The sequence below is a fragment of the Actinomadura graeca genome (assembly GCF_019175365.1).
Classification (GTDB): domain Bacteria; phylum Actinomycetota; class Actinomycetes; order Streptosporangiales; family Streptosporangiaceae; genus Spirillospora; species Spirillospora graeca.
This window is the reverse complement of the sequence record NZ_CP059572.1, coordinates 1,771,867-1,797,458: the sequence shown is the minus strand read 5'-3', so window position 1 is coordinate 1,797,458 and position 25,592 is coordinate 1,771,867. Positions and strand designations below refer to the sequence as shown.

18 protein-coding genes are annotated in these 25,592 nt (G+C 70.4%); 9 read left to right on the top strand and 9 right to left on the bottom strand.

Annotation, left to right across the window (positions count from 1 at the left end):
- Positions 1–93: 93 nt before the first annotated feature.
- The gene (locus AGRA3207_RS08310; RefSeq protein ID WP_231333980.1) at positions 94–807 is read right to left on the bottom strand and encodes a hypothetical protein; all 714 of its coding nucleotides are present in this window, start codon (positions 805–807) and stop codon (positions 94–96) included.
- Positions 808–990: 183 nt separating this feature from the next.
- Between AGRA3207_RS08310 and AGRA3207_RS08305 the strand changes: the two genes are divergently transcribed.
- The 3 genes from AGRA3207_RS08305 (at position 991) to AGRA3207_RS08295 (ending at position 6,247) form a co-directional block, all read left to right on the top strand.
- Complete coding sequence (locus AGRA3207_RS08305) at positions 991–2,574, top strand: GMC family oxidoreductase (protein ID WP_231333979.1); 1,584 nt, start codon at positions 991–993, stop codon at positions 2,572–2,574.
- 244 nt (positions 2,575–2,818) lie between these two features.
- Complete coding sequence (locus AGRA3207_RS08300) at positions 2,819–4,066, top strand: cytochrome P450 (protein WP_231333978.1); 1,248 nt, start codon at positions 2,819–2,821, stop codon at positions 4,064–4,066.
- 168 nt (positions 4,067–4,234) lie between these two features.
- Positions 4,235–6,247 carry a glycosyltransferase family protein gene (locus AGRA3207_RS08295; protein ID WP_231333977.1) on the top strand — a complete coding sequence of 671 codons (2,013 nt, stop codon included), beginning with the start codon at positions 4,235–4,237 and terminating at the stop codon, positions 6,245–6,247.
- A 48-nt stretch (positions 6,248–6,295) separates the two neighbouring features.
- Here the strand turns inward: AGRA3207_RS08295 and AGRA3207_RS08290 are convergent, their stop codons facing one another.
- Entirely contained in the window at positions 6,296–7,039 is a 744-nt protein-coding gene (locus AGRA3207_RS08290; RefSeq protein ID WP_231333976.1) for an SDR family NAD(P)-dependent oxidoreductase, read from the bottom strand.
- Between the two features lie 133 nt (positions 7,040–7,172).
- On the opposite strand from AGRA3207_RS08290, the gene AGRA3207_RS08285 reads away from it, so the two are divergent.
- Complete coding sequence (locus tag AGRA3207_RS08285; protein WP_231333975.1) at positions 7,173–8,015, top strand: helix-turn-helix transcriptional regulator; 843 nt, start codon at positions 7,173–7,175, stop codon at positions 8,013–8,015.
- Here the strand turns inward: AGRA3207_RS08285 and AGRA3207_RS08280 are convergent.
- Together AGRA3207_RS08280 and AGRA3207_RS08275 are read right to left on the bottom strand one after the other, a co-directional pair.
- Positions 8,012–9,559 carry a long-chain-fatty-acid--CoA ligase gene (locus AGRA3207_RS08280; RefSeq protein WP_231333974.1) on the bottom strand — a complete coding sequence of 516 codons (1,548 nt, stop codon included), beginning with the start codon at positions 9,557–9,559 and terminating at the stop codon, positions 8,012–8,014. The genes AGRA3207_RS08285 and AGRA3207_RS08280 overlap by 4 nt on opposite strands.
- A gap of 295 nt (positions 9,560–9,854) precedes the next feature.
- Positions 9,855–10,463, bottom strand: coding sequence for a lytic polysaccharide monooxygenase auxiliary activity family 9 protein (locus AGRA3207_RS08275; RefSeq protein WP_231333973.1), 609 nt, complete (start codon positions 10,461–10,463; stop codon positions 9,855–9,857).
- 221 nt (positions 10,464–10,684) lie between these two features.
- Here AGRA3207_RS08275 and AGRA3207_RS08270 point away from each other — a divergent pair, with 221 nt between their 5' ends.
- Both AGRA3207_RS08270 and leuS read left to right on the top strand, forming a co-directional pair.
- Positions 10,685–11,344 (top strand): hypothetical protein, encoded by a 660-nt coding sequence (locus AGRA3207_RS08270; RefSeq protein WP_231333972.1) that lies wholly within the window; start codon positions 10,685–10,687, stop codon positions 11,342–11,344.
- Between the two features lie 243 nt (positions 11,345–11,587).
- The gene (gene leuS, locus AGRA3207_RS08265; RefSeq protein ID WP_231333971.1) at positions 11,588–14,056 is read left to right on the top strand and encodes a leucine--tRNA ligase; all 2,469 of its coding nucleotides are present in this window, start codon (positions 11,588–11,590) and stop codon (positions 14,054–14,056) included.
- A gap of 49 nt (positions 14,057–14,105) precedes the next feature.
- Here the strand turns inward: leuS and lexA are convergent, their stop codons facing one another.
- Positions 14,106–14,804 (bottom strand): transcriptional repressor LexA, encoded by a 699-nt coding sequence (gene lexA, locus AGRA3207_RS08260; protein WP_231333970.1) that lies wholly within the window; start codon positions 14,802–14,804, stop codon positions 14,106–14,108.
- A 174-nt stretch (positions 14,805–14,978) separates the two neighbouring features.
- Between lexA and AGRA3207_RS08255 the strand changes: the two genes are divergently transcribed.
- The 3 genes from AGRA3207_RS08255 to AGRA3207_RS08245 all read left to right on the top strand — a co-directional run bounded on the left by AGRA3207_RS08255 (position 14,979) and on the right by AGRA3207_RS08245 (position 19,805).
- Positions 14,979–15,311 (top strand): LysM peptidoglycan-binding domain-containing protein, encoded by a 333-nt coding sequence (locus tag AGRA3207_RS08255; RefSeq protein ID WP_231333969.1) that lies wholly within the window; start codon positions 14,979–14,981, stop codon positions 15,309–15,311.
- A gap of 1,095 nt (positions 15,312–16,406) precedes the next feature.
- On the top strand, positions 16,407–16,880 hold the full coding sequence (gene nrdR, locus AGRA3207_RS08250; protein ID WP_231333968.1) for a transcriptional regulator NrdR: 474 nt from the start codon (positions 16,407–16,409) through the stop codon (positions 16,878–16,880).
- Positions 16,881–17,003: 123 nt separating this feature from the next.
- The gene (locus AGRA3207_RS08245; RefSeq protein ID WP_231333967.1) at positions 17,004–19,805 is read left to right on the top strand and encodes a vitamin B12-dependent ribonucleotide reductase; all 2,802 of its coding nucleotides are present in this window, start codon (positions 17,004–17,006) and stop codon (positions 19,803–19,805) included.
- Positions 19,806–20,801: 996 nt separating this feature from the next.
- On the opposite strand, the gene AGRA3207_RS08240 is transcribed toward AGRA3207_RS08245, so the two are convergent.
- The 4 genes from AGRA3207_RS08240 to AGRA3207_RS08225 all read right to left on the bottom strand — a co-directional run bounded on the left by AGRA3207_RS08240 (position 20,802) and on the right by AGRA3207_RS08225 (position 24,080).
- Positions 20,802–21,917 (bottom strand): adenosine deaminase, encoded by a 1,116-nt coding sequence (locus AGRA3207_RS08240; RefSeq protein WP_231336262.1) that lies wholly within the window; start codon positions 21,915–21,917, stop codon positions 20,802–20,804.
- A gap of 9 nt (positions 21,918–21,926) precedes the next feature.
- Positions 21,927–22,151: a hypothetical protein gene (locus tag AGRA3207_RS08235; protein WP_231333966.1), complete on the bottom strand. Its 225-nt coding sequence runs from the start codon at positions 22,149–22,151 to the stop codon at positions 21,927–21,929.
- A 110-nt stretch (positions 22,152–22,261) separates the two neighbouring features.
- Positions 22,262–23,317, bottom strand: coding sequence for an ABC transporter substrate-binding protein (locus AGRA3207_RS08230; protein WP_231333965.1), 1,056 nt, complete (start codon positions 23,315–23,317; stop codon positions 22,262–22,264).
- 58 nt (positions 23,318–23,375) lie between these two features.
- The gene (locus tag AGRA3207_RS08225; RefSeq protein ID WP_231333964.1) at positions 23,376–24,080 is read right to left on the bottom strand and encodes an FCD domain-containing protein; all 705 of its coding nucleotides are present in this window, start codon (positions 24,078–24,080) and stop codon (positions 23,376–23,378) included.
- Between the last annotated feature and the right edge of the window lie 1,512 nt (positions 24,081–25,592).

Below are 25,592 nucleotides of genomic sequence, written 5' to 3'. Positions count from 1 at the left end.
GGCGTGCCGCCCGCGTGGACGGAGCGCCTTCTGCGCGGACAGGCGGCGGGCCTGCCGGTGGCTCCGGCCGGCCCGCCGCCCGCCTCCCCGCGCTCAGAGCAGTTCGAGGGTGTTGGTGATCTGGTCGGCGTCGCCGGGCATCTCGCCTTCCTTGGCGGTGACGGTCAGCGAGCAGGCGCGGCCGCCGTCGGTGACCTGGACCTGCCGCCCGGTGAGGACCCCGGCGGCGGAGCGCAGCACGTAGGTGGTGCGGATCCCCGGCCGCCCGGCGACGGTGGTGCGGGTGATCTCCACGTCCTGCGCGCCGAGCTGGCTCATGCCCTGCCGGGTCCCCATCTCCAGGGCCTCGACGGACGAGGCCGGCGACGGCGTGCAGAGGGCGTTGACGTTGGTGGCGTAACCGCGCTGCGCCGATCCGGTCTCGACGGCGTACACGGCCTTCTGCTGCTCCAGGAGCGCGAAGCTCTGCCGGAGGAGGTTCTCGTTGGCGCCCTGGAGGCCGAGGCGCTTGAGGCCGTCCTCGGCCTCGCCGCTGGTCAGGTCGATCTCCATCCAGCCCGCGGGGATGGACATGCGGACGCCGTTCTCGGGCCCGCCGATCGTCGTCCAGCCGGCGGGCGCGCCGCCACCGGTGGTCGCGGAAGGGGTCTGGGCCGGGGCGACCCCCGCCGGCGTGGTGCCGGCGGGCGTGGTGCCGGCGGGCGCGGCGGACTGCGGAGTCGCGGTGTTCTCCTCACCCAGGCAGCCGGTGAGGGAGAAGGCGGCGGCCGTGCCCGCCATAGCGCAGGCGATCACCCGGCGGAGCATGTTGGTTTCCTTTCGCGCCACAGTGTGTGGAAAAGAGATGCTCTGGCCGTCGCCATGGTTCGCCTCCGCGAATATGACCTGCGTCACATCCCTTCCCGTCCGGTCATGGACGTTCTGCGACGGCGGTGATATTCCCGAAATGGTGGGTTCGCGCATGGCGGCCCCCTGGCGTCAGGAGCCTCCATGGAGTACGACTACGTGATCGTCGGGGCCGGGTCCGCGGGGTGCGCGCTGGCCGCCCGGTTGTCGGAGGACGCCTCCGTCCGGGTCGCGCTGCTGGAGGCGGGAGGACGGGACGACAGGAACGAGATCCGCGTCCCCGCGGCGTTCTCCAAGCTCTTCAAGACCGAGTTCGACTGGGACTACACGACCGTCAAGCAGCCGGAGCTCGGCGGGCGGGAGCTGTACTGGCCGCGCGGCAAGGTCCTCGGCGGCTCGTCCTCGCTGAACGCCATGATGTGGACGCGCGGCCACCGCGATGACTACGACGGCTGGGACGTCCCAGGCTGGGCGTACGACGACGTGGAGCCGTACTTCCGGCGGCTCGAAGGGCGCGTGGGCCGCAACGAGGGGGGCGTGTACGGCACGTCCGGGCCGGTGACGATCTCCGAGCAGCGCAGCCCGAACGAGACGACCCGCGCGTTCCTGGCCGCGTGCGCGGCGCGCGGGCTGACGCGGCTGCCCGAGCTGAACGGGCCGTCCAACGAGGGCTACGCGCAGTCGCCGGTCAGCCAGAAGCGGGGCCGTCGGTGGAGCAGCGCGGACGCCTACCTGCACCCGGCGGGCAAGCGGCCGAATCTGGCCGTCGTGACCGGCGCGCACGTGTCCCGGGTCCTGGTCGAGGACGGCCGCGCGGTCGGGGTGGACTACGGCGGCGAGCGCGTCACCGCCCGCCGCGAGGTGGTGCTGTCGGCGGGCGCGGTCGGGTCGCCGCATCTGCTGATGCTCTCGGGCATCGGCGACCCGGACCATCTGCGGGAGGCTGGCGTCGAGCCCGTCGTGGACCTCCCCGAGGTGGGCCGTCACCTTCAGGACCACCTGGCGGTCTCCGTCATCCGGCGCTGCCCGCGAAAGATCACCCTCACCGGGGCGGAGTCGCTGCCGAACATCGTCCGCTACCTGCTCCTGCGGCGCGGCCCGTTCACCTCGAATCTGGGCGAGGCGGTCATCTTCACCCGGACGGACCCGGCGCTCGCCGCCCCGGACATCGAGCTGATCTTCGCGCCCGCGCCGTTCGTCGCGCACGGCCTGACCCCGCCGACCGAGCACGGCGTGACGCTCGGCGTCGTCCTGCTGCGGCCGGGATCCGCCGGGCGCATCACGCTCGCGTCCGCCGACCCCGCGGAACCACCGGCGATCGACCCGGGCTACCTCACGCACGAGGACGACCTGGGCCGCCTGATGTTCGGCGTCCGGTACGCGGAGGAACTCCTCGCCACCGAGCCCCTGAAGGCGTACGTGGGCGGCTGCATGGCGCCCTACGAGGGCGCCGAGGACGACGAGGCGCTGGCCCGTTATGTCCGCGGGCACTCCGAGACCCTCTACCACCCGACCGGCACCTGCCGGATGGGCACCGACGCGGGATCGGTCGTGGACGCCTCGCTCCGGGTGCGCGGGATCGACGGCCTGCGCGTCGCGGACGTCTCCGTCCTGCCGCAGATCACCCGGGGCCACACCAACGCCCCCGCCATCATGATCGGCGAGCGGGCCGCGGACCTGATCCGGGGCCGGGCGCCGCGAGGGCCGGAGAGCACCGGCCGGACCTGACGGAGATTCCTTGAATTCTTCGAATATCGGAGCTTGGTCTCTTATTCGCAGCCGATTCCGTGCCGAGCGCGCACCGGCCCGCTTGCCCGCTCCCGGATGTCCTCGGTCGCGCGCCCGCTCCCGGATGCCCGCCGGGTGGCCGGATCGGCCCGCGCGTCGGGGTCGCGCGCGGCTTCCGTGTTCGGTTTTACTTTGAGAGGGTGCATGTAAACCGAATCAGTTTCGGACGGCGAGGTGGAGGCACGTGCTCAAGGTCGAGGACATCAACCTGACCGACTGGGAGTTCTGGCGTCGCGCGCACGAGTACCGGCACGAGGCGTTCAAGGCGCTGCGGTGGCACGCCGACCTCGTCCGCTTCGAGGAGCCGGACGTCGTCATCGTCCCGCAGGGCCCCGGGTACTACGCGGTGACCCGGCACGCGGACGTCGTCGAGGCGTCCCGCAGGCCGCAGGACTTCTGCTCGGGAAAGGGCGCCACCAGCATCCCCGACATGCCGGGCGACCTGCACGAGTACTTCGGCTCGATGATCAACATGGACGACCCGCGGCACGCCAAGATCCGGCGGATCGTCTCGCGCGCCTTCGCGCCCCGCATGATCCGCCGGTTCGAGGACCGGGTCGAGGAGGTCGCCGCCGAGCTCGCCCGGGACGTGGCCGCCGGGCGGGGCTCGGGCGACTTCGTCCGGGACATCGCCGCCCGCCTCCCCCTGAAGATCATCTGCGACATGATGGGGATCGCCGAGGACCGGTACGCGACGGTCTTCGACGCCACGAACGTCATCCTCGCGGGCAACGACGCCGAGTTCCTGCCGTCCGGCGACCCCGAGCAGATCGCGCTGGCGCTGCTGTCGGCCGGTGAGACGCTCAAGGGACTGGTGGAGGAGCTCGGCCGCAAACGCCGCGCCGACCCCGCCGACGACCTGACGTCCGCGCTGGTGAACGCCAACATCGACGGGGAGTCGCTCACCGACCAGGAGCTGGGATCGTTCTTCATCCTGCTGGTGGTGGCCGGCAACGAGACGACCCGCAACGCCATCGCCCACGGGCTCGACCTGTTCACCCGCCATCCCGACCAGCGGAGACTGCTCACCGATGACTTCGAGGCGCGCGTGCCCGGCGCGGTGGAGGAGATCGTCCGGTACGTGTCGCCGGTGACGTGGATGCGCCGCACCGCGACCCGCGAGACCACGCTCAACGGCCACGAGTTCCAGAAGGGCGACAAGCTCGTCCTCTACTACTACTCCGCGAACCGGGACGAGTCCGTCTTCACCTCTCCCGAACGGTTCGACATCCTGCGCGACCCCAACCCGCACGTCGGTTTCGGTGGGCCCGGACCTCACTTCTGCCTCGGCGCGCACCTGGCCAGGCGCGAGATCACCGTGATGTTCCGTGAGCTGCTGAGCCGCCTGCCCGGCCTGCGCGCCGCCGGTGAGCCCGACCGGCTGGAGTCCAGCTTCATCAACGGGATCAAACGCCTGCCCTACACGTTCTGACCGGCCCGCTCGTCGGTCCACCTGCCGGGTGGCGGGGCGCGACCCGCGGAAGGTGGAGCGCCGGTGAACGTTGCGTGGCGAACCACACGGATCGGCGGGCGGACGCGGGCGGCGCCCCTAGCGTGAACGCGGACGACTGTCGCCGATCCCACGCTCCCGGGGGTTCCCGTGCCCGAAACCGACCCGACGGCCGCCGAGCTCGCCGGCCTGCGGGAACGGGGCGACCGGCTCGCCGCCGACAACACGGCCTTCCGGCTGCGGCTCGCCGAGCTGGAACGCGAGCGCGACGACCGCGACGAGCAGATCGCGCGGCTGATCGGCTCGCTGCACGAGGCGGCGCGCCGCATCGGCGACCTCGACCGCGACCGCGCGGCCGAGGCGCACCGGGCGGAGCGGGCCGGGTGGCGGTACGAGGCGCTGCGGCTGCGGCGCTGGTCGCGGCTGGGACCGGCGCTGGCGAGGTTCCGGCGGCGGCCGTTCACGCCCGGCTCATTGCGCGGTGTCGCGGACGCCCTGCGCGACCGCCCGCCGCCGCCCGAGCCCGCCGCGGAGCCCCGCAAGACCCGCCGCCCGGACGTCCGCGTCGCCGACACCGACCCCGTCGACGTGCGCGCGCCGCGTCCGCCGGACGGGCCGGTGAACCGCCCGGACCTCGTCGCGGCGGTCGTGCTGGGGCCCGTCCTGGACGCGGCGCTGCGCTATGAGTGGACCCGGCTGGGCGGCCTCAGACCCGGCGACTGGTGGGAGGTCCTCGGCGCCCGGCGCCCCGACCTGCTGCTCGTCGAGTCCGTCCCGACCGGGCTGCCGCTGCGGGAGGTCACCGCCTGGTGCCGCGAGCGCGGTGTCCCGACCGCGTACTGGGACACCGGCGCGGGGCTCGGCGACGCCGCCGGGTCCTTCGACCGCGTGTTCACCGTCGACCCGTCCGCCGTGCCCGGGTACCGCCGCACGCTCGGGCACGACCGTGTCGCGCACCTGCCGTTCGCCGCGCAGCCGCGCCTGCACAACCCCGTCCGCGTCCACGACCAGGGGCGGTACCCGCTGCTGTACGAGGGCGAGTACGACGAGGCCGCGGAGGCGCTGATCGCCCCCGCGCCCCGTCTCGGCGGCCACTTCGCCGCGACCGGCTTCCCCCACCTGTACCGGCAGCGGGTCGTGCCGCCGTGGCCGTACGAGCAGGCCGCCGCCGCGCGCAAGCGCTACAAGGTGATGATCGCCCCGTGTGAGCGCCTCGCCTACGAGACGGCCGCGGCGGGTGTGCCCATCGTCCACCACCGGGCGGACACCGAGCCCGCCTTCGGTCCCGCCGTGGAAGACGGTAAGAACGCCTCGCGCGTCCTGCGCGCGCTTCTGCACGGACCCGAGCTGCGCGATCGGCAGGCACACCTCGCCTTGCGCGAGGTCCACGCAGCGCACACCTACAGGCACAGGGTCGACACCCTTCTGGAGCATCTCGGAGTGGATTCGGCCCACGCTCCGCGGACCGGCCGCCCCGCGGTGTCGCTCGTGATGTCCACCTGCCGGGCCGAGCAGATCGCCCCCGCGGTCGAGATGGCGGCCCGGCAGGAATGGCGGCCCCTGCAACTCGTGATCGTCCTGCACGGGCTCGACCTCGACCCGCTGGACGTGCAGAAGCGGGCCATGACCGCGGGGATCGACGACGTGGTCGTCCTCGCGGCGGACCCGTCGCGCACGCTCGGCGGCTGCCTGAACATGGCGATCGACGCGGCCGGCGGCGACTACATCGGCAAGATGGACGACGACGAGCTGTACGGGCCGCACTACCTGTCCGACCTGCTCCCCGCGTTCTCCTACACCGACGCGGGCGTCGTCGGGAAGCTCGCCCACTACGCGCACCTGGCCTCCATCGACGCGACGCTTCTGCGCTACCCCGACCTGGAACACCGCTACGTGGACGTGCTCCGCGGCGGCGCGCTCCTCGGCGAGGGCGGGCTGATGCGCTCCTACCGGTTCGCCGACGTGGGCCGGGGCGAGGACACCGACCTGTTCCGCCGCCTGCGCTCCGACGGCGTCCGCGTCTACGCCGCCGACCGGTACTCCTTCATCACGATCCGCCACGCGGAGGCGGAACGCCACACGTGGCGGCCCAGCGACCTGGAGCTCCTCGCCGACAGCCGCGTCGCGTTCTACGGGCTCGCCAAGGAGCACATCCTCTTCTGAGCCCGCCGTCTCCGGCCCCGCCGCCCGCGGGCGGCCGGGCCGGTGGCGTCACCACGGCTCGGGCCCGGCGTCGGTGATGAACACCCCGGTCGGGCCGTCCGCGCCGAGCGTGGCGGCGCCCGCGATCACCGCGGCGCCCACCGCCGCCGGGCGCGGCCCGGTGTGCCCGTTCAGGTCCGTCGCGCAGTGCCCGGGCGTCGCCGCGTTCACCTTGATGGGACCGTCCGCCAGCTCCTTGGCATAGGCGAGGGTCACCGCGTTCAGCGCCGACTTGGAGGCGTTGTAGGGGAGGAGGTTCACCCGGTGGGCGGGCGAGGACGGGTCGCTCAGCCGCTCCAGCGACCCCAGCTCGCTGGAGACGTTGACGATCCGCCCGGCGGGGGAGCGGCGCAGCAGCGGCAGCATCGCGGCGGTGACAGCGACGACGCCGATCACGTTCGTCTCGAAGGCGGCCCGGACGGAGGCGGCCGAGGTGTCGCTCGGCAGCGTGTACGCCCCGGGGCCGGACGCGTCGGCCGCCGCGATGGCGGCGTTGTTGACCAGGATGTCCAGGCGCCCGTGCTCCTTCTCGATCCACGCGGCGGCGGCGTCGACGGTGCCGTGGTCGGTGACGTCGATGTGGACGAACCGCGCGTCGATCCCATCCCCGGCGAGGGCCGCGGCAGCCCGTTCGCCGAGCGCCGCCGAACGGGCGCCGACGAGGACGGTCATTCCGGCCTCGCCCAGGAGCCGCGCGGTCTCGAACCCGATGCCCTTGTTGGCCCCCGTGATGAGGGCGATCTTCTTCGTCATGCCCGTCAGGCTTCCGGCGCCCGCGCCGGGTGAGGAGAGACCGTCCGAGGCTGGGATCGGCGATACCACCCTGCGCGTCCCGGTCGCCGGCCCGATCGGCCATGCTGAGTATCGAGACGACCAGGAGGGTGCGATGGACAGGCGGGAGATGGCCGCGTTCCTGCGTTCGCGCCGGCACCGCATCCAGCCGACGGACGTCGGGCTGGAGGCGGGCACGCGCCGCCGCACACCGGGCCTGCGCAGGGAGGAGGTCGCGCGCCTGGCCGGGATGTCGGTGGACTACTACATCCGGCTGGAGCAGGGGCGCGGCCCTCGTCCGTCAAAGCAGATCCTCGGTGCGCTGGCGCGCGCGCTGAGGCTCACCGATGACGAGCGAGCCCACCTGTACCACTTGGCGGGGGAGACCCCGGAGACGCCCCCCGGCCCCTCCCAGGACGTGCCGCAGGGCATCCTGCACCTGCTGGACCGGCTCGACGACATCCCCGCCTACGTCCTGGACGCCCGCCAGGGGATCCTCGCGTGGAACGCCCTCGCGGCGGCCCTGATGACCGACTTCTCGGCCATGCGGCCGCAGGACCGCAATGTGGTCCGCTGGCTCTTCGCCGGGCCCGCCCCCGAGCTGTACGGCGTCGACGAGTACGTGACCGGCATGGCCCACGACTTCGTCGCCGACCTGCGCGCGGCCGCCGGGCGCTACCCGGGCGACCCCGGCATCGCCGCGCTGGTCAGCGAGACCGCCGCACGGAGCGCCCTGTTCGCCCGGCTGTGGGACGAGGGGGCGGTGGGCGTCAAGCGCGGCAACCGCAAGCGCATGACGCACCCGGTCGTCGGCCCGCTCGAACTGCACTGCGACGTCCTGTACGTCCCAGAACGCGACCAGCGGGTCGTGCTCTACACGGCGGTGCCCGGCACCCCGTCCCACGAGGCCCTGAAGCTGCTGCGCGTCGTCGGCACCCAGGATCTCAGCCCGCGCTAGCCGCGCAGCTCACGCTTGAGGATCTTGCCGGTGGCGGTCATGGGCAGCTCGTCCCGGAACTCCACGATCCGCGGGTACTTGTAGTTCGCGAACTGCTCCCTGCCCCAGGCGACCAGCTCGTCCTCGGTGACGGTCGCGTCCGGCGTGCGGATCACGTACGCCTTGACCTCCTCGCCGTGCGACGGGTGGGCGACGCCCACGACGGCCGCCAGCGACACCTGCGGGTGGGTCATCAGGACCTCTTCCAGCTCCCGCGGGTACACGTTGTAACCGCCCCTGATGATCATGTCCTTGGAGCGGTCGATGATGTAGTAGTAGCCGTCCTCGTCGCGGCGGGCCACGTCGCCGGTGCGGAACCAGCCGTCCCGGACCGCGTCCGCGGTCGCCTCGGGCCTGCCGTGGTAGCCCTTCATGATGTTGTGCCCGCGGATGGCGATCTCCCCGGGCCCCTCTCCCTCGATCTCCTTCCAGTCGTCGTCGATGAGCTTCATCTCGACGCCCCAGATGGGAAGGCCGATCGACCCCGCCTTGGTCGGGCGGTCGGGACGGTTGAACGAGGCGACAGGGGACGTCTCGGACAGGCCGTAGCCCTCCAGGATGTTCACGCCGAACTTGGCCTCGACGCCCTTGATGACCTCCATCGGCAGCGCCGCGCCGCCCGACACCGCGACCCGCAGGTTCGCGCGGATCGTCTCGACCTCCTCCGGCGAGGTGTCGTCGTTGAGCAGCGCCCAGTACATCGTCGGCACGCCCGCGAAGATGTTCACCTTCTCCCGGACCATCAGCTCGACGGCCTGCCGGGCGTCGAACCGCGGTTGCAGGACGAGCGTCGCGCGCCGGTAGAGGCCGACGTTCATCACGCACGTCTGCCCGAAGATGTGGAACAGCGGAAGCGTGACCAGCGAGGTGTCGTGCAGCGTCCGGTAGAAGAGCGTGTCGTCGACCATCGCGTTCATCAGCAGGTTGCCGTGGCTCAGCTCGGCGCCCTTCGGCTGCCCGGTCGTCCCGCTGGTGTAGATGATCACCGCGGTGTCGGTGGCCTCGGTCCGCGCCGTCGCGAAGGCGCCCGGCTGCCCGGACAGCGCCGCCCAGAACAGCTCGGCCCCCTCGATCGGGGACTCGGCCGCCGTGAGGCTCGCCGGCAGCAGGAAGAAGTGCTCGCACCCCTCGGCCTGCTCGAAGCCCGCGTGACCCATCTCGCCGAGCGGCAGCTCCGGCGTCCCCTCGAAGCAGAACAGCGCCTTCGCGCCGGAGTCCGCCAGGTGGTAGGCGATCTCCCGGGGCTTGAGCAGGACGTTCAGCGGGACGACCACCGCGCCCGCCTTCAGCGCCCCGAAGTAGACCATCGGGAAGTACGGAAGGTTCGGGCTCGACAGCGCCACCTTGTCGCCCGGTCCGATGCCCCGCGACACCAGCAGGTTCGCGACCTGGTTCGCGATCGAGTCGATGAAGGCGTAGGAGAGCCGGATGTCGCCGAACACCACGGCGTCCCGGTCCGGCGTCTCCCGGGCCGCGTCCTCGAGCAGCACGGACAGGTTGAGCATGGCACTCCTCGCGCGGGGTGGTTCGCCCGCCGGTTGTTACCGGCGAGTGTATGTACCGTTCCGCACATCCTGCTGTATGGGATACGCGCGCGCCAGCCCCGCGGGGGGCCTGTGACGTGCGATTCCGCGTGGGACTCCCGAGGGGCGGACGCGAGGGGTGACCGGTCAGTCGCTCAACCGGGCCGGGAAGGGCCGGGAGCACCGGCGCGCCGGGGGGCGCCGGCGACCGGGCGGGGGCGCGGCCCCGCCCGGTCACCGGCCGCGGGCGGAGAGCGGTGCCCGCGGGGGAGATGGCTCAGCCGAAGTCGACGTCCGAGCACTGGTAGAAGGCGTTGCCGGTGTCGGCGATGTCCCAGACGGCGACGATCAGGTGCCGGCCGTGCCGGGTGGGCAGCGTGCCGGGGTGGGACACCGTGCGGGGCGGCTGCTTGTTGCCGCCGTCGACGGTCAGGAACGGCTTCAGGTCCAGGGCCGCGCGGGTGACGGGCCGCTTGGAGTCCCAGCCGTCCTTGGTGATGAAGTACCGGAAGGACGAGGTGGAGTGCGGCGCGGTCAGCGTCCACGAGAACGTGAAGCTCTGGCCGCTGGTCAGGGACGTGGCGGGCCACGCGCCGTCGCGCTGGTCGTCCAGCGGGGCCCAGCGGGAGTCACCGGCGGCGCAGATCTTGCCGTCCGCGGGACCCGACTTCGGGAACCCCTGCGGGCCCTCGACGCTCTGCGGCTCGAACTGGACCTCGCCGCAGTCCTTCACCGTGCCCTGCTTGCAGTTCAGGGCGCGGCTGACGGGCGCGGTGGCGAAGCCGTGCGAGAGGGCGGGGGTGGCGACGACCACCGTGAGGCCGGCCGACGCGGCGGTGGCGAGGGCCAGGCTCCTCTTGCGGGGTAGACGGAATGTGCCGGGCATACGCGATCCTCCTGGGGGCGGGAATCTGGCGGGACGACCGGATCGGAGTCGGCGCCGCCGGGGCGGGAGCGTCTCGGGAAGGACGACCTCCAGTATTGATAGGAAACCTTCCTATTTACCAAGAGCTTCGAGCATGTCCGACCCTACGTCAAGACTTCACTTTTCTGACCGGATCCGGCCCCGCGGACCGGGCTCCCGGCCCGCGCCGCTGGGGGCCCGGCATGCCCGTTACGATGTGCCGCCTCACCGAGAAAGGGCGCGCGATCTTGATCATCTTCGGCTGGCGGGTGGTCTTCTTCACCCTGACCAGGGGAATCTTCCACTGTCCCGACTGCGGCGGGGACCGTGACTACCGCCGGCGCCAGGGACGCAACTTCTTCACCCTGTTCTTCATCCCGGTCATCCCGCTGACGAAGGCGGGCGGCGAGTTCGTCGAGTGCGACACCTGCCATGGCCGATGGAATCCCGGGATCCTGGAGATACCGACGACGGCGCAGCTCGCCCGCATGCCCGCGATGCTGCTGCGCATGGCCATCGCCCAGGTGCTGCGCTCCGGGGACTACACCCACGTGGGCGCCCGCGCCCGCGCCGTCACCGTCGTGCGCCAGGCCGGTGACACCTCCTACGACGAGGGCGCGCTGAACGCCGACCTCGGCCGCCCCTTCGACGAGGTCCGCGCCGAGATGGGACGGGCGTCCTCCGCGCTGGCCCCCGAGGCGAGGGAGAGCATCCTGCGCGCCGCCGCCGAGATCGCCCTGATCGACGGCCCCCTCAGCGTCTCGGAGGAGGAGACCCTGTCGGCCGTGGGCTCCGACCTCGGCCTCACCCACGTCCAGGTGACCGGCGTCGTCTCCCTCGCCCGCCAGTCGTCCGGGCACTGATCGTCCTGGATCGACGTCCGGGGGACCGGCCGTCCGGGCCGCAGCCGTCCGGGTACCGACCGGCAAAGGCGCGGCGGGAGGGCTTGCGGTTGCGCTACGCTTGCTGTATGCCAGCCAGGCTGCTCCTTGAACGACCACGTTGACGAACTGACGTCAGCGTGGTGGCCCCTCCTGTGCGAGGGGCCGTTTCATGTCGGCGGGCGGTCTGGCGACCCTCTTGAGCAGAATGCGGAGCCTGGAAGCGTGAGCAGCGACGAGCATTACGACCCACGGGCGGTTCAGGACAAGTGGCAGGCCCGCTGGGCGGAGCTCGACCCGTTCAAGGCCGTGGAGGACGACGACGGCCGGGAGCGGCGCTACGCGCTGGACATGTTCCCCTACCCCAGCGGTGACCTGCACATGGGTCACGCCGAGGCGTTCGCGATCGGCGACGTCGTCGCGCGCTACTGGTTCCAGCGCGGGTACAACGTCCTGCACCCCATCGGCTGGGACTCCTTCGGCCTGCCCGCCGAGAACGCCGCGATCAAGCGCGACTCCCACCCCGCCGAGTGGACGTACGCCAACATCGACACGCAGGCGGCGTCGTTCCGCCGGTACGCGCCGTCCTTCGACTGGTCGCGGCGGCTGCACACCTCCGACCCCGAGTACTACAAGTGGACGCAGTGGCTGTTCCTGCGCCTGTACGACCGGGGCCTGGCCTACCGCAAGGGCGGCCACGTCAACTGGTGCCCCAAGGACCAGACCGTCCTGGCCAACGAGCAGGTCGTCGGCGGGCACTGCGAGCGCTGCGGCACGCTGGTCGAGAAGCGCGTCCTGACCCAGTGGTACTTCAAGATCACCGACTACGCCGACCGGCTGCTGGACGACATGGAGCAGCTGGAGGGCAAGTGGCCCGAGCGCGTCCTGCTGATGCAGCGCAACTGGATCGGCCGCTCCACCGGCGCCGACGTCGACTTCGTGATCGAGGGGCGGGACGAGCCCGTCACCGTCTACACCACCCGCCCCGACACCCTGTACGGCGCGACGTTCATGGTCGTCGCCGCCGACGCCGCCCTGGCGGAGGAGGTCTGCGCCCCCGACCAGCGCGCCGCGTTCGAGGCCTACCGCGAGGAGGTCTCCCGCGAGAGCGAGATCGAGCGGCTGTCCGCCGAGCGTGAGAAGACCGGCGTGTTCCTGGGCCGGTACGCGGTCAACCCGGTGAACGGGGAGCGGCTGCCGGTCTGGGCGTCCGACTACGTCCTGGCCGAGTACGGGCACGGCGCGATCATGGCGGTGCCCGCGCACGACCAGCGCGACCTGGACTTCGCGCTGAAGTTCGGCCTGCCCGTCCGGGTCGTGGTCGAGACCGGGCAGGCCGACCCGGCCGAGACCGGCGTCGCCACCCCCGGCGACGGCGCGATCGTCAACTCCGGCCCCATCGACGGGCTGGTGAAGGCCGACGCCATCGCCCGGATCGTCGAGATCCTGGAGGAGCACGGCACCGGCCGCGCCTCCGTCAACTTCCGCCTGCGCGACTGGCTGGTCTCCCGCCAGCGGTTCTGGGGCTGCCCGATCCCGATCGTCCACTGTGAGGCGTGCGGGGAGGTCCCCGTCCCCGACGAGCAGCTGCCGGTGACGCTGCCCGAGGGGCTGCGCGGCGCCGACCTGGCGCCCAAGGGCACCTCGCCGCTGGCCGCCGCGTCGGCCTGGGCGGACGTCGAGTGCCCCAAGTGCGGCGGCGCCGCCAGGCGCGACACCGACACCATGGACACCTTCGTCGACTCGTCCTGGTACTACTACCGCTACTGCTCCCCGGGCTACGAGGACGGCCCGTTCGACACCGAGCAGGTCCGCAAGTGGATGCCGGTCGACCAGTACACCGGCGGCGTCGAGCACGCCATCCTGCACCTGCTGTACAGCCGGTTCTTCACCAAGGTCCTGTACGACATGGGCCTGGTCGGCTTCACCGAGCCGTTCAACCGGCTGCTGAACCAGGGGCAGGTGATCCTGAACGGCAGCGGTATGTCCAAGTCCACCGGGAACCTGGTCGACCTGGGCGAGCAGATCGGCGAGTTCGGCGTGGACGTCGTCCGGCTGGCGATGCTGTTCTCCGGGCCGCCGGAGGACGACATCGACTGGGCGGACGTGTCCCCGCACGGCATGTCCAAGTTCCTGGCCCGCGTCCACCGGATCGCCGCCGAGGTCGCCTCGCCGCCCGGAACCGACCCCGCGTCCGGCTCCACCACGCTGCGGCGCGCCACCGCCCGCGCCGTCGACGAGGCCACCAAGCTGGTCGAGGCGCAGCGCTTCAACGTCGCCATCGCGCGGATCATGGAGCTGGTCACCGCGACCCGCAAGGCCATCGACTCCGGGCCCGGCGCCGCCGACCCCGCCGTCCGCGAGGCCGCCGAGGCGATGGCGGTGCTGCTGTCGCTGTTCGCCCCCTACACCGCCGACGAGACGTGGGAGCTGCTGGGACGCACCGCGCCGGTGATCCGCGCGGGCTGGCCGTCGGCCGACCCCGCGCTGCTGGTGGAGGAGTCGGTCACCTGCGTCGTCCAGGTCGCGGGCAAGGTCCGCGACCGGCTCGACGTCGCGCCCGGCATCGCCGGCGAGGAGCTGGAACGGCTGGCCCTGGCCTCCGCCAGGGTCCAGGAGGCCCTGGGCGGCGCCGAGATCGCCAAGATCATCGTGCGTGCGCCCAAGATCGTCAACATCGTGCCCAAGCGCTAGCGCCGGGGCGGCCGCCGGTCCACCGGCGGCCGCCTCCGCGGCGCGTGCGTCACATCTTGCGGAGCACCGCCACGACCCGGCCGAGCACCGACGCCTCGTCGCCGGGGATCGGCTCGTAGGCGGGGTTCTGCGGCATCAGCCAGATGTGGCCGTCCTTGCGCTTGAAGGTCTTGACCGTCGCCTCGCCGTCGATCATGGCGGCGACGATGTCGCCCTGCTCGGCCACCGGCTGCTGCCGGACGACGACCCAGTCGCCGTCGGCGATCGCGGCCTCGATCATCGAGTCCCCGGTGACCTTCAGCAGGAAGTGCGTGCCCTCGCCCACGAGCTGCTTGGGCAGCGTGAACACGTCCTCGACGGCCTCCTCGGCCAGGATCGGCCCACCGGCGGCGATCCGGCCGACGAGCGGCACGTAGGCGGGCGCGGGCTGCGTCGGGGACCGCTGGCCGCCGACCGCGTCGAAGGAGTCGGGCTCCGTGCGCACGGGGGTCGCCCCGGGCACCCGCACCTCGACCGCCCGCGGGCGGTTGGGGTCGCGCCGCAGGAAACCCTTGCGCTGGAGCGCCCGGAGCTGGTGCGACACGCTGGAGGTGCTGGTCAGACCCACCGCCTCGCCGATCTCGCGCATCGAGGGCGGGTATCCGCGGCGCTGGACCGAGTCGCGGATCACCTCCAGCACCATGCGCTGCCGCTGCGTCAGCCCCGTCTCGTCCATGGGCCCGTCGGGCAGCTCCCGGACCTTGCTCATCGCTCGTCGCCTCCCGGGCGCCTCGATCCGTCACTCCTCGTCATGTGACGTTATCGCGTCCGGACGGGATGATCAAACAATTGTTCGAAGATGTACTCGCGTTTTGTCGTCGGTCTGCGGTAGAACTTCGTACAGGCGTTCGATCGAAAATCCATTCGACGTCGGGAGGGCGAGATGTCCGGTTCGGCCCATGAACACGCGCCGCTGCGGTTGACGCGGCGTGGTCGCGCGGTCGTCGTCTGCCTCGCCGCCGCCATCATCCTGCCGCTCCTCTGGCTCACGGTCGGCCCCGGGGCCCTGGCCGGCGGACGGGACGCCCGTCCCGGCCCTTCGGGACCGGGGGAGACGGTCGTCGTGGGCCCCGGCGAGACGCTCTGGGAGATCGCCTCCGCCTCCGACCCCGACGCCGACCCCCGCCTCGTCGTCCAGCGCATCATCGACCTCAACGGCCTCGGTGGCGACCCCACCGTCCAACCCGGCCAACGGCTACGCCTCCCCGCGCGCTGACCCGCCCGGACCGCCCCACTCCGAGCCTCATACCGCCGCCCATCCCACGCCAGACGTCACCGCTACGCCACCCAACACCACACGCCTCTGCCCAAGGCTCCCGCGCCTCCGCCCGAGGCCCCGCGCCGCCGCCGGGCCTTGCGCCCCCCGCCCGGGGGCCGCGCGCCTCCGCGTAAGGGCCGCGCGCCTCTGCCTGAGAGTCTTGCGTCTTCTGCATGGGGACTGCGCGTCTCCGCCTGAGGGCCGCGCGCCGCCGCCGGGCCTCGTTCCCCCCCGTCGGGGGTTGCGCGCCTCTGCCTGAGGCTCCCGCGCTTCCGCCTGATGACCGTGCGCCTCTGCCTGAGGGTCTTGCGTCTTCTGCATGGGTGCTGCGCGTCTCCGCCTGAGGGCCGCGCGCCGCCGCCGGGCCTTGCGTCCCCCCGCTCGGGGCCCGCGCGCCTTCGCGGGAGAGGCGCGCAGCCGCCGAGCCTCGCGCCCCCGCTTGGGGCCGCGCGTCTCCATCTGAGGGCCCCGCGTCTCTGCCTGAGGCTCCCGCGTCTCTGCCTGAGGATCTTGCGTCTCTGCCTGGGGACTGCGCGCCTCCGTCTGAGGGCCCCGCGCCTCCGCCGGGCCTGGCGCCCCCCGCCCGGGGGGCCGCGCGCCTCCGCCGGGGCCTGCGCCCGTCCGCATGAGGCCCGCGCATCTCCGCCGGGCCTCGTCCCCCCGCCTGGGGCAGCGCGCCTCCGCCGGGCCTTGCGCCTTGTGCGGTGCCGTCTGATACCACCCGCCGCGGCTTCCGGGTTTTGTGGAGGCCGCGAGTTACGCCCAGTCCCGCCCGTCTCGTCGGCTGCCGCGGACCTGGGGTGTCCAGGCCGGGCGCGGGTCCGCTCACGAGGCCGCGACACGCCCGGAGCAAGATCATTGAGATGCCCGTGCGGGCGGGACGGACGTGGGCGATGTGACGCGGGTCAACGTCCGAGGTCCCCCGGCAGGTTGCGTACGCCTGCGCGTCCCCGTACGGTTGACCACAACATCTAGTAGTGACACCGATGTACTTCACCTATATATGGCGCTGTTCATCGGTGGACGTGATTACGGTCAGGGAGGGGATTACGCGTGCACTGCCCGTTCTGCCGCAACCCTGACACCAAAGTGATCGACAGTCGTTCGACCGATGACGGGGGCGCCATTCGGCGCCGCCGGTCGTGCGCGGAATGCGGCAAGCGATTCACGACGCAGGAGAATGTGCTCGTGATGGTGGCCAAGCGAAGCGGGGTCACCGAGCCGTTCTCCCGGGAAAAGATCATCGCCGGGGTGCGCAGGGCCTGCCAGGGCCGCCCGGTCGACGAGGATGCGCTCGCGAAGCTGGGTCAGCGGGTCGAAGAGGCGATCAGATCGTCCGGATCCGCGGAAATCCCCTCGCACGAGATCGGCCTCGCGATCCTGGGGCCGCTCGGCGAACTCGATGAGGTCGCCTATCTGCGATTCGCCTCGGTGTACCGGGGCTTCGAGTCGCTGGACGACTTCGCCAAGGAGATCGAAACACTACGCAGGTCCGCTTCTTCGGGGGAGTCCGGCCCGCCCGGTTAGGGGGCGGTTCCGGCAGCACACAGCAGCACATGTGAAAGCGCCACCGCGCTGGGCATGCCCCGCGCGGCGGCGGAGTTGTTCCTGAACAGGGCCCGGTCGGGCGGGCCCGAGAGGGGGAAGGTCATGACGGAGACGGTGAGCGGCTCGGCGGCGCGGCGCGGCAAGGGGGGCCGCAAAGGGCTGAAGGTCGAGCGCATCTTCACCACACCCGGCGTGCATCCGTACGACGAACTGCGCTGGGAACGTCGTGACGTCGTCATGACCAACTGGCGCGACGGCTCGGTGAACTTCGAGCAGCGCGGAGTGGAGTTCCCCGACTTCTGGTCCCTGAACGCCGTCAACATCGTCACGTCCAAGTACTTCCGCGGCGCGGTCGGCACGCCGCGGCGCGAGTGGAGCCTCAAGCAGCTGGTCGACCGCGTCGTCCAGAAGTACACCGAGACGGGACTGCGGCAGGGCTATTTCGCCTCTCCCGAGGACGCGGAGATCTTCGACCACGAGCTGAAGTACGCGCTGGTCCACCAGCTGTTCAGCTTCAACTCCCCGGTCTGGTTCAACGTCGGCACCAAGTCCCCGCAGCAGGTCTCGGCGTGTTTCATCCTGTCGGTCGACGACACGATGGAGTCGATCCTGGAGTGGTACAAGGAAGAGGGCGTCATCTTCAAGGGCGGCTCCGGCGCCGGCCTCAACCTCTCCCGTATCCGCTCCAGCAAGGAACTGCTGTCCTCCGGTGGCACGGCGAGCGGCCCCGTCTCGTTCATGCGCGGCGCGGACGCGTCCGCCGGGACGATCAAGTCGGGCGGCGCGACGCGGCGGGCCGCGAAGATGGTCGTCCTGGACGTCGACCACCCCGACGTGGCCGAGTTCATCCAGACCAAGGCGCGCGAGGAGGACAAGATCCGCGCGCTGCGGGACGCCGGGTTCGACATGGACCTCGGCGGCAAGGACATCGGCAGCGTCCAGTACCAGAACGCCAACAACTCGGTCCGCGTGTCGGACGAGTTCATGCACGCCGTCGAGGCGGACGGCTCGTTCGGCCTGCGCGCCCGGATGACCGGCGAGGTCGTCGAGACCGTCAAGGCCAAGGAACTGTTCCGGCTGATGGCCAAGGCGGCGTGGGAGTGCGCCGACCCCGGCATCCAGTACGACGACACGATCAACGCCTGGCACACCAACCCCGAGACCGGGCGGATCACCGCGTCCAACCCCTGCTCGGAGTACATGTCGCTGGACAACTCGTCCTGCAACCTCGCGAGCATCAACCTGCTGAAGTTCCTCACCGACGCCGGGACGTTCGACGTCGCCAAGTTCGTCAAGCTCACCGAGCTGATCATCACGGCGATGGACGTCTCCATCACCTTCGCCGACTTCCCCACCGAGAAGATCGCCGAGACGACCCGCGACTACCGGCAGCTCGGTATCGGGTACGCCAACCTGGGCGCCCTGCTGATGGCGACCGGGCACGCCTACGACTCCGAAGGCGGCCGGTCCCTCGCCGCGGCGGTCACCTCGCTGATGACGGGCGTCGCCTACCGCCGCTCCGCCGAGATCGCCGCCGTCGTCGGCCCGTACGCCGGATACGCGCGCAACGCCGAGGGCCACAAGCGGGTCATGCGCAAGCACGCCGCCGCCAACGACGACGTCCGCACCCTCGACGAGATGGACAAGGCCCTGCACGTCGCCGCGACCAAGCAGTGGCAGGAGTGCCTGAAGCTCGGCGAGAAGCACGGCTACCGCAACGCCCAGGCGTCGCTGCTCGCGCCGACCGGCACCATCGGCCTGATGATGGACTGCGACACCACCGGCATCGAGCCCGACCTCGCGCTGATGAAGTTCAAGAAGCTCGTCGGCGGCGGCTCCATGCAGATCGTCAACCAGACGGTGCCGCGCGCCCTGAGGAAGCTCGGCTACCAGCAGGAGCAGATCGAGGCGATCGTCGAGTTCATCTCCGAGCACGGCCACGTCGTCGACGCCCCCGGCCTGCGCCACGAGCACTACGAGGTGTTCGACTGCGCCATGGGCGAGCGGGCGATCAGCCCGATGGGCCACGTCCGGATGATGGCGGCCACCCAGCCGTTCCTGTCCGGGGCGATCTCCAAGACGGTCAACATGCCCGAGCAGGCCACCATCGAGGACATCGAGAAGGTGTACTACGAGGGCTGGAAGCTCGGCCTGAAGGCCCTGGCGATCTACCGCGACAACTGCAAGGTCGGCCAGCCGCTGTCCGCCGCGGGCAAGAAGGAGGAGCCGAAGGCCGAGGCGGCGCCGACGGAGGTCCGTCCCGTCCGCAGGAGGCTCCCCAAGCAGCGCCCGGCCACCGTCACCCGCTTCTCCGTCGCGGGCGCCGAGGGCTACATGACCGCCTCGTCCTACCCGGACGACGGTCTCGGCGAGGTCTTCCTCAAGCTCGGCAAGCAGGGCTCCACCCTCGCCGGCGTGATGGACGCCTTCTCCATGGCGATCTCCATCAGCCTCCAGTACGGCGTCCCGCTGGAGACCTGGGTGGAGAAGTTCACCAACATGCGGTTCGAGCCCGCCGGCATGACCGACGACCCCGACATCCGCATGGCCACCTCGGTGATGGACTACATCTTCCGCCGCCTCGCCTTGGACCACCTGCCCTACGACGAGCGGGCCGCGCTCGGCATCTTCACCGCGGACGAGCGCGCCATGCAGGCCAACGGCGAGGACCCGGCCGCCCTCCACGCCGAGGAGGAGGTGGACCACGAGACCCTCGCCCAGTCCGCCGAGATCACCAGGCCCGCCGCCCCGTCCCACGAGGCGCACTCCTCCATGGAGGTCATCGAAAGCCGCCAGGGCCGCACCGCCGACGCGCCGCTCTGCCTCACCTGCGGCACCAAGATGCGCCCGGCGGGCAGCTGCTACGTCTGCGAAGGCTGCGGCTCCACCAGCGGCTGCAGCTAAGAACGGGCCACGTCGTAGCGGAGGCGACGTTCGCCTGAACGGCCACGGCCACGATGGCCGGTGACGAGGGGGGATCCGAAGCACTTCGGATCCCCCCTCGACTGGTTGTTGGCTCGCCGTAAGACAACGGTCGTGTGGCACGCCGACATCGACACTGATCACACGGCAAGCGGAGCACCCTCGCCGAGAAGGAGGTGGCGAGAGTGCATGAGCCAGGAAACGACTCGTTTGGCTGAGGTTGCCGCCGGTGTGACCAGGTCTCACCTGGAACGTCGTGCGAGGCGCCCGTCCGGCCGTGCGATTCCCGCTTCGGTGGTGGACGCGCTGCTGGCCGCGTTGGCGCTGCGAAGAACGGTTCGAGTTCGGCGTCGCGAGGTTAATGGGACAGCCTCGGACAGACCGTAGCCTCTGCGGAGAACCAATCCCAGGAGAGGCGAGCAACTTCGGGCTCGATCTGCACGCTTAGCCGCCCGCGTTGCCGAGCCGGGCTCCGGCCAATGTAATGGTCGACGGGCCGGGTGCAGCGAAGCGTTCGACTTGCTGACAAGGCCAGGGGCAGGGCCGACAGAGACGTGGGCGAGCTCTGCTGTACCAGGCTCGGGCCAGCGCATCCGCTGGATCGTGGACGCAGCTCGTCAAGTTTTCTGCCTACGAAGGCTGCCCCAGCACGTCGAAGCTCACCTGACCTGGGCTGCCTTCCCGCTCCTGGCCTGTCGCCCGGCTCGGAGCAAAGCCGCCCATCCTCAGATCCCTGAATTCCTCCGCGTGTTCGTGCCTTAGGGGGTCAAGCGACGACTCCGATCCGATTCATGCCGCCCGTCCGCCCCCAGGGTGTTCAGTGCCCTCGATCTGCCGGAGGGCGTTCCACGGCGTCCGCACGTCTCGCAGCGAATTCCGGCATCGCGATCGCGTCGCCGACGATGCCATGTGCGACGAATGGTTGTCGTGCGGACGCCGTGTCACGCCTGTTGGGCAGGACGAATGGCTAGGGCCCGATCACGCCGAGGGGTGGGCGCGGTTCCACTTGAGCTGGGCGAAACCGGGCTTGATCACCCCGTTGATCAGTTCGAGCCGCTCGGTGAAAGGCAGGAACGCCGACTTCATCGCGTTGACCGTGAACCACTGGAGGTCGTCCCAGTCGTAGTCGAACACCTCGATGAGCTTGGCGAACTCCTCCGACAGCGTCGTCTTGCTCATCAGCCGGTTGTCGGTGTTCACCGTGACGCGGAAGCCCAGGTCGTGCAACAGCCCGATCGGATGCTCGGCGATCGACGTCGCCGCGCCCGTCTGGACGTTGGACGAGGGGCACATTTCCAGCGGGATCCGTTTGTCGCGCACATAGTCGGCCAGGCGCCCGAGTCTGGTCTCGTCGCCGTCCACTTCGATGTCGTCGATGATCCGGACGCCGTGGCCGAGCCGGTCGGCCCCGCACCACTGGATCGCCTGCCAGATCGACGGGAGTCCGAATCCCTCACCCGCGTGGATGGTGAAGTGCGCGTTCTCGCGCCGCAGGTACTCGAACGCGTCCAGATGCTTGATCGGCGGGTACCCGGCCTCGGTGCCCGCGATGTCGAATCCGACGACGCCGTCGTCCCGGTACCGGACGGCCAGTTTTGCGATCTCCATGCTCCGGGCCTGGTTCCGGTTCGCGGTGAGGAGCGTCCCGACGCGGATCCCGAACTCCCGCCTTCCCCGCGCGAACCCGTCCAGGACGGCCTCGACCACCTGCTCCAGCGACAACCCGGCACGCAGATGCAGCGCGGGTGCATAACGGACCTCCGCATAGACGATCCCGTCGTTCGCGAGGTCCTCGGCGCACTCGTACGCGACCCGCGTCAGGGCCTCGACGGACTGCATCACGCCGCCGGTGTGGGAGAACGGCTTCAAGTACCGTTCCAGCGATCCCGAGTCGGCCGACTCCGCGAACCATGCCCGCAGGGCGTCGGGGTCCGTGGTCGGCAAGTCCCCGTACCCGGATTCTCGCGCCAGGTCCACAACGGTCCCAGGCCGCACGCCGCCGTCCAGGTGGTCGTGCAGCAGCACCTTCGGCGCCCGCCGGATGTCCTCAAGAGTCGGGCGGGTGTTGAACCTACCGGGCCTTTCCGCCCGCATCCTCGTCACTCACTCACCCCCGGCCCGGCACCGCGCTCGGAGTGGGCCGGGACCGTCGGCGACGATGACCTGCGGGCCGCCGACACCGTCGCTCTCACGCGGCCCGTTCGGGTTCGCGCGCCTGGAGAGGGCGAGCGGCCCGACGAGCTCGCCGCGTCGGGACGCGAACGAGTACTCGCGCAGCGCCTCGACCGATGCCCCCCTGCCCGCGAGGGTCTCCTTCAGGTCGGTCATGCGGATCCTTCTAGAGACGACCCCTGCGCTCACGCCGACGGGGGCGCAGGCCCTCGCCGCAGTCTGCGGTGATCCTCTCTCCTCGGTCCCTTCCCGGGCCATCGCGCGGCTCATCCTCCGAGAAGTTCGTTGGTGAACAGCGACTTGTCGGCCTTGATCCCGATGCTGGACAGCCCCGTGATCGTCTGCTCGATGAGCGCGTCGGACATCCAGAACAGGCCCTTGGACTCCGTGTCCGGACCGGTGACGTACGGCGCGAAGGCGGCGAGCGTCTTGATCTCTTCCTCGTGCTTCAGGCCGAGCTTGGCGCCGTACTTCTTCATGATCACGTCGGCGGAGTGCTTGTGATCGCGGAGTGCCGCCTCCCAGCCCTGGCGGCTGGCCGTCATGAACTTGCGGGCGTTCTCGCGGGCCGCGGAGTCGTCCAGGGTCTTCTGCGAGACGAAGAAGACATTCTGCATCCGGTTGAAGCCGAAGTCGGCCAGTGGCATGACGTGGGTCTTGATCCCGCGCAGCGCCAGCGATACGGGCTGGCTGGACGCGAATCCCCAGATCGCGTCCACCTCCCGGGCGGCGAGCGGCGCGGGGTCGAACTGGATCGGCACCAGCTTGACCTTGCTGACGTCGACGCCGTTGCGCTTCATGAACACCAGCGCGGTGTTCTTCCCTGCCAGCGTGATGCCGAGCTTCTTGCCCTCGATGTCCTTCGGGCTCTTGACCGGGTTGCTGGCGAGCGAGACCCAGCATTCGGGGCTCTTCTGCAGCCCGGCGCCGACGATCTTCAGCTTCGCGCCGCGGGCGACGGCGGTGGCGACGTTCTCCGGGATCGCCTCGATGCCCATGTTGACGCGGTCCGTCGTCACCAGGGGGATGACCGTGCTGTTCGGCCCGCCCGGCTGGACCTCGACGGTCAGTCCCTGCTTGGCATAGAAGCCGTCCTCGGCCCCGAGGAAGATGCCCGCGTATTCCGAGTTCGGGATCCACGCGATCTTCAGCGCGAACTTGCCGCCGTTGGAGCCCGTACCGACCTTGGCGGTGCCGTCGTTGGTGCCGCATCCGGTCAGCAGGGGGACGGCCGAGCCTGCGGCCACCACGGCCGCGCCCGTGCCGGCGTACCGCAGGAAGGAGCGCCGGCCCAGACCGGGCGGCGTGGAGATGTGGTTCATTCGTGCTCCCGAAAGAGTCGTCGTCGTGATCGCTGTGGTGAAAAAAGGGGCTAGCGCTCTACGCGAGATCGATTTCCGCGAGCAGCGTGTGGATGACGTGAGCGTTCCCGCTGTTGGCGAAGTGCTCCGTCTCACGGATCATTCCGTCCAGATGCACGACCATGAGCCGCTCGGCGCCGTCCGCGTCCCGGTCGGAGATGCTGGCGACGATGTCGCGGTGCTCCTGGTCCCACCGGATCAGTGCATCCTGCTTGATCCCGATCATGATGAGCAGGCGTTCCAGGAGATCCAGACGCTCGTCGAACAGCGTCGTGGTGATCGCCTGGATCTGCTTGTTGTGCGAGGCGTCGCCGATCGTCTTGTGGAAGGCGAGCCGTTCCCGCCAGCGCGCCTCGCCTCCCGTCTTGACCATCTCCCGAAGTCGCGTGAGCTCCTCCGGATCTGCCCTGAGCGCGGCGGCCCGCGCGGCCTCCCGCTCGATCCCTCTGCGGCTGATCAGATGATCGGTCAGGTCGTGCACGTCGCGCATGGCGAGCGCGTCGGCGAAGTGGGACGCCCGCTGACTGTCCAGCTGCTGGTTGGCCGCGACACGGTCGCCCTCCTCGGTGAGAATTCGCCCCTTCTTCCCCAGCGACTGGGTGAGCCCCCGCTCGTCGAGGCCGGTGAGGAGGCGGCTGACGGTCGACTCGCTGACATCGAAGCCGCGATCCCGCAGGTGGCGAGCAGCAGCTCGCGCCTCCACCGGGCCTTCCTGAGCGCTCATGAACGCCAGGAGATCGGACTCCATTGCCGACGTGTGCCGCACGGTTGCCTCCTCGCGGCCAGGTCCGTTGCCGGAACCGTAGGTGCCGTCCCTTGGTGTGTCAATAGTGACGAACGTAGAAGACATGTGACGGTCAACGGCCGCAAATGACGGACGGGGGAGGGCGGACGACCAGCGACCGTCCGCCTCACCACCTGCGTCTTCGTAGCCGGGGGCGTGGGGGCGCGTCGACGCGCGTGCCCTAAGCCTGAAACGAGCGCGGAAGCTGGGTGGGGCTGAGGCGAGCTTCGACGGTTCAGGGCCGTCACAAGTGGAATCTGCTACTTGATCTGAGCCTTGCCAGAACGATCCTTGTCAGGTGATCAGCCAGTTTCCCGGCTTCGGCCGTGAAGATCTGTGCAATGCACGCATGCATGCCAGGCGCAAATCGCAGAATGCCCGAAGGGATCAGCTCAGACGCGGTCCGCTTCACGAGGTCGTTCAGTGGATTGAAGCGCGTTTTGGGCTCGCGGAGATCTGGAGCAGCCTGCCGATCTTGAATTCGTGCTCATGGCTCGCGCGTTCTGACGCTGTTGGCAATCGCGGGCGAGTTGCCACGGAGCTTCACTCATTCATCGAAGATGAGCTTGAGGCTCACGAGTGTGCAGTTACTGAAAGCGAGCACCCACCTTGAGTAGATCAATCGCCGCTGAGGCTCGCTGACTATATTGGAAGACACGGTTCGTGGTCGCAGGCACCTACGTGTTCCTTCACCGCCTACAGCGGCTGACTCAACTCGATCCTGCCGGGCGGCTTCGGTGGTGCTCGATAGGGCTCCTCGATGAGTCGAGGAGCGCGGTCAGCGTGAGGCGAAGACGAAGGCGAACGCTCGCACGGCCGTCCGCTCGCTCGATGCTCGATCGCAGAACCCAAGGACATCGCATCGCGGTTGGTCGCCCGACGAGTACTCGCCGCTCGTCCCTACGTCTCGCGCGACACCTTCAGTGTTGAGCGCCTCGCAGGCCCGCCGCTCACACCAAGCCAGAGCGCATCGACACGAGATCATCGTCCGCACAACGGCTGGGCCGTACGCGCTGATCATCCTGTGCCGTTGTCACTGGAGACTTCGGCAGGCCGTCCGCGTCAGCCTTCCCAAGCTGATGACGTTCCTCCTGCACTGGCCTCCTCGGGTCCGCGTCCACGCGTCCAGACCGCCGCGTGGTCGGCACCCCCCCGCGCGATTCACTCATGGCCCTCCCTGGCAACCCCGGTGCTGTCGTGCAACCGGGCCGGGTTGGGCGGTCACGGGCGTAGAGGGCCTTTGAGAAGAGCAGGCCAGGTCCGGGCAGTAGAACTAGAGGCGGCGGCGACAAGGGAAGGATTTCCGCGCCGGTACGAAGTGGTTGCCGCTCGCTGAGCCGGTGAGATGGGCACATCGTATGAATCCCGAGCCTGAGAATGCGGCGCCGACATCGATCTTCCCGGGTTGCTGACTATTCCGGGGTTGATGACGACCGCGAGCTGGGCTCCGAC

Coding starts and splice junctions, on each gene's coding strand:
- AGRA3207_RS08230 (WP_231333965.1), bottom strand. CDS start 23,317: ATGAACCACATCTCCACGCCGCCCGGTCTGGGCCGGCGCTCCTTCCTG.
- AGRA3207_RS08305 (WP_231333979.1), top strand. CDS start 991: ATGGAGTACGACTACGTGATCGTCGGGGCCGGGTCCGCGGGGTGCGCG.
- AGRA3207_RS08255 (WP_231333969.1), top strand. CDS start 14,979: ATGTCCGGTTCGGCCCATGAACACGCGCCGCTGCGGTTGACGCGGCGT.
- AGRA3207_RS08275 (WP_231333973.1), bottom strand. CDS start 10,463: ATGCCCGGCACATTCCGTCTACCCCGCAAGAGGAGCCTGGCCCTCGCC.
- AGRA3207_RS08310 (WP_231333980.1), bottom strand. CDS start 807: ATGCTCCGCCGGGTGATCGCCTGCGCTATGGCGGGCACGGCCGCCGCC.
- AGRA3207_RS08225 (WP_231333964.1), bottom strand. CDS start 24,080: ATGAGCGCTCAGGAAGGCCCGGTGGAGGCGCGAGCTGCTGCTCGCCAC.
- AGRA3207_RS08235 (WP_231333966.1), bottom strand. CDS start 22,151: ATGACCGACCTGAAGGAGACCCTCGCGGGCAGGGGGGCATCGGTCGAG.
- AGRA3207_RS08290 (WP_231333976.1), bottom strand. CDS start 7,039: ATGACGAAGAAGATCGCCCTCATCACGGGGGCCAACAAGGGCATCGGG.
- lexA (WP_231333970.1), bottom strand. CDS start 14,804: ATGAGCAAGGTCCGGGAGCTGCCCGACGGGCCCATGGACGAGACGGGG.
- AGRA3207_RS08270 (WP_231333972.1), top strand. CDS start 10,685: ATGCCCGTTACGATGTGCCGCCTCACCGAGAAAGGGCGCGCGATCTTG.
- AGRA3207_RS08245 (WP_231333967.1), top strand. CDS start 17,004: ATGACGGAGACGGTGAGCGGCTCGGCGGCGCGGCGCGGCAAGGGGGGC.
- AGRA3207_RS08285 (WP_231333975.1), top strand. CDS start 7,173: ATGGACAGGCGGGAGATGGCCGCGTTCCTGCGTTCGCGCCGGCACCGC.
- AGRA3207_RS08280 (WP_231333974.1), bottom strand. CDS start 9,559: ATGCTCAACCTGTCCGTGCTGCTCGAGGACGCGGCCCGGGAGACGCCG.
- AGRA3207_RS08240 (WP_231336262.1), bottom strand. CDS start 21,917: ATGCGGGCGGAAAGGCCCGGTAGGTTCAACACCCGCCCGACTCTTGAG.